Genomic DNA, 6,481 nt, shown 5'->3' on the forward strand with positions numbered 1-6,481 from the left:
TATTTTCAGGATTGTGTATGGATTAGAATTCAAAGGCAGGGAGGGGAACAGGCGAGAACGTTACGGAATCATTTGCTGTTCTCGATGATGTATTCAACGCTGTCAGGCGTAAAACTTACATTGTGGTAAACCGCCGGAAGTGAAGACAGCGACACACCAAGCTTCTTTTTCGACGGCTTTGCAGCACGGAAGTCAACGTAGGCCTTCACGGGATAGTCATCGTTATATGCGCTCATAGGCACAAGATAGCTTATCTCGACCTTCGACGGGAAAGTGATGAGATTGGTTTCTTCAGGAAGGTTCTCGACCTCAATGCCGATAGAGCGCTTACGCATAATCAGAGGCTCGATCGGCACAGTGACTGTCACCACATCAGGAATGATACGCACACCTGCAATCGGCTTCACCTTCACCTCATAGCGCGTCGTATCCTTGAGATTTGATTTAACGATAGGCTCAGTCGAGACGAATTTGAGCGAATGAGGAAGGTCGGCTACGGAATAGAGGGTCACGGAATCAGTGCTCGCCATGATCGGACCCGAAATGATGTATTGGAGATTAGGATGGATGTCAGCCTGGACGATGAGTTTCACCTTCACTCCCGGCTGGGTTGTGAACGGAAGGCGCAACGAATCGGGACGGCATGAGACAATCTGCACACCGTTGCCGAAATATTCCCTCATGCGCGAATCGAGTTTCTGATGGTTAAGGACAAGCGCATCATCCTCGATGTTGTCCTGCCATTTCAGTTTGACAGGCGACAGCTTGCCCCAGAGGAAGCGCAGGAGCTGCGAGTCCTTACCCTTGACACTCACACCGAGCGACGGGGGCACCTGCCCTATCACCGTGACACTGTCGGGGACATCCTGCAGTTCGACAGGAATGTCGAAATCCCGCTGCACCTCGGTGTCGAGCGAAAGAAAAACCCAGAAGACGAAGGCCACCGCCACAAAGAGGAGGTAGAGCAATACGTTTTGGCCACGGCTCGATTTAAGAGCCGTAGCCACTTTCTTCTGTATCTTCTGAGCTTTTTCGTTCATTCAGAGGAAATGATTACTGTTTGTTTTCCTTCTCGGCGGCGTCGCGGAGAGCCTGCTGTGCAGAAGGATAGACAGAACCCTTGTCGATTGTGATGCGGACATCCTTGGCAATCTCAACAACGAAAGTAGTCTCGTCGATGCTCTTGATCTTACCGTAGATACCACCGGCGGTCACGATATTGTCGTTGACACGGAGACCTTCACGGAATTTCTTGATTTCGTTCTGTCGTTTCTGCTGCGGACGGATCATCATGAAGTAGAAGACTGCGATGAGCGCCACAATCATCAGGATGTTTGCCCAGCTTGCGCTGTTGCCCTGAAGAAGAATAGTGTTAAGCATATTTTTCTGTTTTTATATTGGGAGATTAGTATTCTGTCTGTTTAATGGGATAATCAGGCCTTCATCAATTTGCCCTCTTCCTTAAGATGGTTGATGACCGCATAGAGGATACCGTTGATGAACGCTCCGCTCCTCGGAGTGCTGTAGGCATTGGCAATCTCGATATATTCGTTGAGGCTTACGGCAAGGGGTATCGCGGGGAAATTCATGATTTCGGCAAGGGCAGTGACCATGATGACAATGTCCATGAACGCGAGGCGTTCGGCATCCCAGCGGTTGCGGTTGACGAAGGAGTCAATGAGTTCGCGATATGCCTCATAGTTCTTGACTGCAAGCTCGAAAAGCTCGCCACCGAAGCGGCTGTCCTCATCATCCTTGAACTGCGGGAGGAGCGCGCCGAAGACATCACCCTGACCGATACGACGGATTGTCTTGAGGACGAAAGTGCCGATGACATGGAGGTCGTCGTTCCAGTACACGGACTTGGATTCGAGAGCGTCAGCGAGTTCGTCACCCTGAAGGATGATGGTCTTGTAGACCTGTCGCCAGAAATCGGCATCCTCTTCAAGAGTCGGTTCACCCTCGCGGCTCATGTATTCCTTATATAAGTCGCTTTCGGTGATTTTGTCGAGAATACTTCTGAGAAGGAGAGCATCCGAGTCCCAGTTGAGTTTTTTCTCATCTACCGCTGCAATGAAATCCTCATTCTCAGAAAGCGCCTTGACAAATTTGTTCTCGACAAAGCGCATGTTGGGATGGAGATCCTCGTCGGTCGGCAGGAACTTGTGTTTGGCAGCATCGAGACGCTGGTCCTGCAGGCGGGTGAGCTCTACCGAAAGGAGCAGGAGGCTGTGGTAAAGCTCATGGGCCTTGTCAAGCGAATAGTCAAGAGCATGACGGGCATGGTTGAAGAGACCACGGTTGTCGTTATACTCATTGAGCGTGTGCATGAGCGAATTCACACCACGGGTGAAACCTGCCACTGTAAAGCCGGGGTTCTTGCGGGCCACGGCCACGAATTCCGGATTGTTGGCAATGAGGTTGGTGATGATAGAGGCCCAGAGGGTCACATCGTCCTTAAGCTCGGGTTTCTTGATACGGATATAGCTTTTATAGGCTGGAAGTGTCGGGATGGCATCGTAGATCGCAGGGATAATGGAGTCGAACTGCGCCACGCCCGAGCGGTCACGCAGGATAATCGCCCTGATCTCGTCAAGTCCGTTGAGCGAACGTGCGAGTGCGTTATGGTCAATATGCTTGTTGAGTGCAATGCCACGGAGAGGAGACTGCCGGCGACCGGAGGAGACATCGAAGCCTGACATTTCCAGAACCATCATCAGCAAATCAAGATAAAGTTCATGGCCATATTTCTTATCGCGTGAAGGATTTTCCACCGGGGGCTCAATCTTGAATTCGCTCTGCGTAAGCAGGTAGGAATAGAGGAGCTGCACCACTTTGATTCGGATCAAAACTCGATTTATCATGATTATAAAGAGCTATTTTTATAACTTGCTAATGATTTTAACGCTGCAAATTTACGACTTTTTCTGAATATATCTCACAATTATGGGATGAAAACACAATATAAAACATTTTTCATGTTTCCTTTGTTGTTTAAGAAAAATAGTTGTATCTTTGCAGTGATTAAAGATCGGTCTTTTCCAAGACTGCATCAGCGACCTCCCCCTCTTCATAATCCATGATAATTTATTAAGGTCGCCGGTCGAGATTCTCAACAAACATCTCTTCCTCAAAAAAAATCCACAGAGCAGTTTTCAACTATTTTCATCCGGTGAAGCAGTGGTTTCTTACGTCCGTCCGTTTGGGCGCAGCTCCCTCTTTTCAATTTTCCGCCACTCCCCTTCTCCGCTCTATTTCAATTCCAAGCAATCCACATTCTCACACCCCACCCCTCTCCCCACTGACAACTTTTCTTCGAATGCAATTTGTCAACGGCAGATAAAAATCAATTTCCCACGGCAAATAATCACCGGATTTTTATCATACCGGATTTTTACCTAAAGATTTCTATTTATTAATATATCCCCCCAGGGCCGCTGAACACTTTCAGCCGCAATCTATATATTAAATATATGTATAACTACAATGAGCTTGAAGCCATGGACGACTCGCAATTGCGGGAAATCGGACTATCACATGGTATAAAGAAAATCGACTCTTCCGACAAGGAAAGCATCATTTATGACATTCTTGAACAGCAGGCACGCGACGTGGCTGCCACTTCGACTGCCAATATAGCGAAAGGCCGTCGAAAAAAAGACAATAATAAGGAGGATAAGCCCCAGAGCGCTTCCAAACAGAAAAAAAACAATCCTGACGAACAACCGCAGCCTGCCGAAGCAGCCGCTGCACAACCGACTGAGCAACCTGCAAAGCGCCGCGGACGCAAGCCCAAGGCCGAAAACGCTCAAAACCAGCAGAATCAGGACGCTGCCGACGCTCCCGCTCCCGAAGCTAAAGCGCAGGAAACCGCGCCTCAGCAGGAAGCGGCAAGCGCAGAACAGCCTGTCGGCGAAGCCCAGCAGGAACAGGGCGAACAGCAGCCGAAGCGCCGCCGTGGCCGTCCTCCACGCAATCCCCGCCCCGAAGACACAAACACTCCTGCTCCTGCTGCAGAAAACGCAATCGAAAACAATAATAATGCAGAAGCAGCCGAAGGCGACGTCAAGTCTTCCGAACCCAAGGGATTCCTTCCTGCTGCAAGCAACAACAATGCTGACACAGAAAATACTCAGCAGAACCAGCCCACAACTGAATCTGCTGAGGGTCAGCCGAAAGAAGAGCGTCCGCGCCACGGTGTATTCATCCGCCCCGGCCAGTCGCCCGACATGATTGGGCCTGCTCCCGACAATGACAACCGTCCTGACGGACAGCAGCAGCCCAAACGCGACTTCCGCCCGAAGGACAGCTCGTTTGGCTCACTCTTCCCCCGCGCCGGTGGCCGCACATTCGCACCCCGCTCCCAGCAGGAAAAAGAACAGGCCATGCAGGCTCCGCAACCTGCTCCCGCACCTGTCCCTGCCGCACCAATCGTGCTTGGCGAACCGGGAATGGAGAAACAGCAGCCTCAGAACAAGAAAAACAAGAAGAACCGCAACAAGAATCAGCAGTTCGATCAGCCGAAGCCTCAGCCCTATAATTTCGATGGCATAATCGAGACAACCGGCGTGCTTGAAATCGACCCCGCAGGTCATGGCTTCCTCCGTTCAAGCGACTACAACTATCTCCCCTCGCCCGACGATGTCCTCGTCACCAAGGAACAGATCAAACAATATGCCCTCCGCACCGGCGACGTTGTCGACGCAACACTCCGCGCTCCCCGCGAAGGCGATAAATACTATCCCCTCAGCTCAGTGCGAAGCGTAAACGGCCGTTCACCCGAATATATCCGCGACCGTGTGGCATTCGAGCATCTTACACCCCTCTTCCCCAACGAGAAATTCGACCTTACTTCCGGTCGTTCGAGCAATATCTCGACCCGCGTCGTCGACATGTTCTCCCCTATCGGCAAAGGCCAGCGCGGTCTGATTGTAGCGCCTCCAAAAACAGGTAAGACACTTCTCCTCAAAGACATCGCCAATGCCATTGCAGAGAACCACCCGGAAACATACATCATGATTCTCCTCATCGACGAACGTCCGGAGGAAGTGACCGACATGAGCCGCAGCGTAAACGCCGAAGTCATTGCCTCGACATTCGACGAACCTGCCGACCGCCATGTCAAAATCGCGTCCATCGTGCTTGAAAAGGCAAAGCGCATGGTCGAATGTGGCCACGATGTCGTGATTCTCCTTGACTCAATCACCCGTCTTGCCCGCGCTTACAACACTTGCGCTCCCGCATCAGGCAAAATCCTCTCCGGTGGTGTGGACGCCAACGCTCTTCAGAAGCCCAAACGCTTCTTCGGCGCGGCGCGTAACATCGAAAACGGCGGTTCGCTCACAATCATCGCTACCGCACTTACCGAGACAAGCTCAAAGATGGACGAAGTCATCTTCGAGGAGTTCAAGGGAACTGGCAACATGGAGCTTCAGCTTGACCGCAAGCTCTCCAACAAACGCATCTTCCCCGCCGTCGACATCATGGCATCCTCAACCCGCCGCGACGACCTCCTGCTGCGCAACGAGACCCTCAACCGCATGTGGATTCTCCGCCGTTTCCTCAGCGACCGCAACTCAATCGAGGCAATGGAATTCATCAAAGACCGCATGGAACGCACCTCCGACAACGACGAACTCCTCCGCACAATGGGCGACTAATCCAACCGCCTCACAAAAGGATCAATTTCAAAAAAGATACAAAATCAGCACAAAAGGCCTGTGGAATTCAGAATTCCGCGGGCCTGTTGTGCTGATTTCAAGTCAATCCTAAAATCCGGATTAGGGCACAAGCCATAATTACGGCGTATTAAATCCGTCAACATCTGAAAAGGGTACAGAAAGACAAACGGTCAGAAGATACAAAAAGATTAATTTTCAGCAAATTATGTATCTGTTGCTTTTGTTTATTCTGTTCTATCATATAACAAATTTGTTATACTGCTCTAAGCTAATGCGGAACATGTTATAGGGACTTTTGTTTATTCCGTTCTATCATATAACGAATTTGTTATATTGCTTCAAGCTAATACGGAACGTGTTATAGGGACTTTTGTATCTCTTTTCATCTTACATGAGCCGGATTTTCGGATTGAACCCGGATTAGCATACTATTACAGAAAGGCAAAACCGGATTGACACCCTATTACAAGAAGGTAATATCCGTATTACCCCCAACCGGAAGGCAACCCCCGAATTGGCATTCTATTACAAGAAGGTAACATCCGTATTAACCCTAACCGAAAGGCAAAACCGGATTGGCTCCCTATTACAAGAAGGTGACATCCGTATTAACCCTAACCGAAAGGCAACACCCGAATTGGCATCCTATTACAAGAAGGTAATATCCGTATTAACCCCAACCGGAAGGCAAAATTCGGATTGCCTTTCTATTACCGAAAGGCAGCAAGCGAGCTGCGAAGCAGCGGTGCGGTGGTAGCCCCTCATCGAGCGCGATGCAATGAAGCCCGCAGGGCGAAATT

Annotated in this window: 4 protein-coding genes; 1 reads left to right on the top strand and 3 read right to left on the bottom strand. The window is 50.2% G+C overall.

The window, feature by feature from the left end; genetic code table 11:
- Positions 1-68: 68 nt before the first annotated feature.
- Genes QZ310_RS10755 through QZ310_RS10765 form a run of 3 tightly spaced genes read right to left on the bottom strand, consistent with a single transcriptional unit; the run spans position 69 to position 2,864 of the window.
- Positions 69-1,040, bottom strand: coding sequence for a hypothetical protein (locus QZ310_RS10755; protein ID WP_297072646.1), 972 nt, complete (start codon positions 1,038-1,040; stop codon positions 69-71).
- Positions 1,041-1,053: 13 nt separating this feature from the next.
- Positions 1,054-1,380 (bottom strand): preprotein translocase subunit YajC, encoded by a 327-nt coding sequence (gene yajC / locus QZ310_RS10760; protein ID WP_297072648.1) that lies wholly within the window; start codon positions 1,378-1,380, stop codon positions 1,054-1,056.
- Between the two features lie 53 nt (positions 1,381-1,433).
- Positions 1,434-2,864, bottom strand: a complete 1,431-nt coding sequence (locus tag QZ310_RS10765; protein ID WP_297072650.1) for a transcription antitermination factor NusB — start codon at positions 2,862-2,864, stop codon at positions 1,434-1,436.
- A 609-nt stretch (positions 2,865-3,473) separates the two neighbouring features.
- Here QZ310_RS10765 and rho point away from each other — a divergent pair.
- The gene (rho, locus tag QZ310_RS10770) at positions 3,474-5,660 is read left to right on the top strand and encodes a transcription termination factor Rho (RefSeq protein ID WP_297072651.1); all 2,187 of its coding nucleotides are present in this window, start codon (positions 3,474-3,476) and stop codon (positions 5,658-5,660) included.
- Positions 5,661-6,481 lie beyond the last annotated feature (821 nt).

Source organism: uncultured Duncaniella sp., assembly GCF_910577345.1.
Lineage (GTDB): Bacteria > Bacteroidota > Bacteroidia > Bacteroidales > Muribaculaceae > Duncaniella.